At 48.3% G+C, this 2,812-nt stretch carries 2 protein-coding genes; one reads left to right on the forward strand and one right to left on the reverse strand.

Annotated elements, in window-relative coordinates:
- A partial coding sequence (gene recG, locus A3761_RS20915) for an ATP-dependent DNA helicase RecG (RefSeq protein ID WP_068750805.1) occupies positions 1–1,804 on the reverse strand: 1,804 nt, incomplete at its 3' end.
- 110 nt (positions 1,805–1,914) lie between these two features.
- On the opposite strand from recG, the gene A3761_RS20920 reads away from it, so the two are divergent.
- Entirely contained in the window at positions 1,915–2,793 is an 879-nt protein-coding gene (locus A3761_RS20920) for an NAD(P)H-binding protein (protein WP_068508652.1), read from the forward strand.
- Positions 2,794–2,812 lie beyond the last annotated feature (19 nt).

Genomic DNA, 2,812 nt, shown 5'->3' on the forward strand with positions numbered 1-2,812 from the left:
TTAGCGCACAATAGCTTTTTAAAGCGCCCCTTCCTACGCGGCCGCGCAACTGATGTAGCTGGGCGAGCCCTAAGCGCTCAGGGCTTTCAATAACGATAAGGTTCGCATTGGGAACGTCCACACCGACTTCAATAACAGTCGTAGCAACCAATACATCAATACGCCCTTCTTTGAACTGATCCATGATTAGGCTTTTATCCTGAGCCTTCATTCGCCCATGAACCAAGGCGACAACCAAACCTCCTAGCTGAGCTTGTAACCAGGCCAGGCTTTCCTCTGCAGCCTGACACTGCAGGGCTTCAGATTCTTCTATAAGAGTGCAAACCCAATAGGCCTGACAGCCGGCTTCACAAGATTTTCTAACCCGTTCAACCATTTCGGAGCGTCGACTATCTGGAATGGCAAAGGTTTCTATTTTTTGTCTGCCTGGGGGGAGTTCATCGATTACCGAGGTGTCGAGGTCGGCGTAGGCGCTCATTGCCAATGTCCGGGGTATGGGCGTGGCGGTCATAATGAGCTGATGTGGCACCAAACCGGAGTCTTGCCCTTTGTTTTTTAAGGATAAACGCTGGTGAACACCAAAGCGGTGTTGCTCGTCGATAATCGCCAGGGCCAAGCGTGAAAACTTCACTTCATCTTGAAACAAAGCATGTGTGCCGATGACGACTTGAGCATTACCCGATGCGATTTTTCCCAAGGCGGCTGCTCGGGTCTTGCCCTTTGACTTACCACTTAGCCATGCGATTTCTATCGAGTTGCCATCAGGAAGCTTAAGCTCGGCAAACCACTGACTGAAGTTCAATAGATGTTGCTCGGCAAGAATTTCAGTGGGAGCCATTAAAGCGACTTGAGCACCCGACTCTACAACCTTTAAGGCTGCCAAGGCCGCAACGATGGTCTTACCTGAGCCGACATCGCCTTGTACCAATCGTAGCATGGGGAAGGCTTGGCCTAGGTCATGGTCGACGTCGCTGCACACTTTTTTTTGTGCACCGGTTAGTTCAAAGGGGAGCTGCTCAAGCAGTTGAGTGCCTAGCTGGCTATTATTCTGGCAAGGCAAGGCTTGGTGACTTTGTACGCCTTTGCGGAGTTTTAACAGACTTAAGTGATGCCCGAGTAATTCTTCAACAATAAGGCGTTGCTGACATAAATGCCGCCCTTCTAGCAAAGCGAGTTGGTCGGCTTCGGTTGGTGGAGCATGTAAGTAACTTAGTGCATGTTTAAGTTCCGGTAGCTGGTAGGCTTTTCGAATGCTAGGCGGCAGTAGATCGCGGACATCGCAGCGATCCAGCCAGCCAAGCGCTTGACGACAGATTGCACGGAGTCTTGCTTGTTGAATTCCTTCGGTTAAGGGATAAACCGGAGTTAAAGTTTCGGGTGCGGTATTCTTCTCGTCCCCTGTGATGATATTGTACTCAGGGTGATAGAATTCTATTCCCAGCTTTCCAAGCCTGGCCTCACCATAGCAACGCAGGTAGGTACCTTTTTGAAGTTGCCGGGCTTGAGCTGCGCTGAAGTGATAAAAACGCAGTGTAACGGTGCCGCTGGCGTCTTTTACTTTGACTTCTAGACTACGCCTTCTTCCATGAACGACTCTACTACCGAGCACTTCCACTTCAAACAAGCCTTGCATGCCGGGGCGAAGCGAGGCTGCAGAGTGAATACGAGTTCGGTCTTCGTAACGAAAAGGCAGGTGGAAGAGTAGGTCCTGCATGTTGTGAATATCGAGCTTGGAAAGTGTTTCAGCCAGTTTGGCGCCCACACCTTTTAACTGCGTAAGCTCTATTTCCTCCAGCGCTGCCATGCCGATTTAACCCTTTTGTGTGAGTGCAGGTACTTCCATGCATCTACGAATGTCTTTTAGAGTACTTCGTTTTATACTAGCGACAAATCATATAGAAAAGGCTTGGCGCTATGCAAGGTAAGAAGGTTTTGATAGTCGGTTGCGGTAAAATCGGTGGGCGCGTAGCGAAGAGGCTTTCAAGTGACTTTCAAGTTTTTGGTTTACGCCGAAGACCTCAAATGTCTCAGGATGACATTCATTATCTTGCTGCAGATGTTCGAGAGGCATCGAGTTTAGAAGAGGTGTTTTCACAAGTCCTGACTGATGGTGTTGATTACCTGATTTATTGCCTGACGCCTTCCCAGCGCACCGAACAGGCTTATCGTGATACCTATGTCACGGGTTTAGAAAACACGCTTACGATGCTTCCTAATCCGAAGCGCTTAAAGCGATTGATCTTTGTTTCCAGTAGCAGTGTCTATCACCAGAATGATGATAGTTGGATAGATGAGCAAAGCCCTTGTGAACCAAAACAGTTTTCAGGAAAGCTTATCTTTGAAGCGGAAGGTCTACTTCGACACAGCGGCATACCCAGCACGATTATTCGTTTTAGCGGGATCTATGGTGGTTCTCGTCGCCAGTTAATTAATCAGGTAAAGCAGTCTGCGGAAAGTGGCGCGGCTATTTTAAGTAAAGCCTTACGTCGAAGTAACCGTATTCATGAAGATGATTGCGTGGGTTTTATTGAGCACTTAATTCGCTTGAATGCTCAAGGCTCAGCGTTGGAGCCGCTATATCTTGCTAGTGATAGTGAACCAGTAGATCTTAATGAAGTGATTATCTGGCTAGCAGAGCACTTGGGGCTGACCATCAATACCCAACCTTCCGAGCAGGCAAAACGGCGAAGCGGAAATAAGCAGTGTTCCAATAGGCGAATGTTGGATAGTGCTTATCAACTTCACTATCCGACTTTCCGAGAAGGTTATCAGGCGATGTTAAGACAAACCTAAATAGATGAATCCATCACCA

This window comes from Oleiphilus sp. HI0123 (assembly GCF_001635315.1).

What these genes read in the sequence shown, in the direction of transcription:
- A3761_RS20920 (WP_068508652.1), top strand. Translation starts at nt 1,915, where the DNA reads ATGCAAGGTAAGAAGGTTTTGATAGTCGGTTGCGGTAAAATCGGTGGG.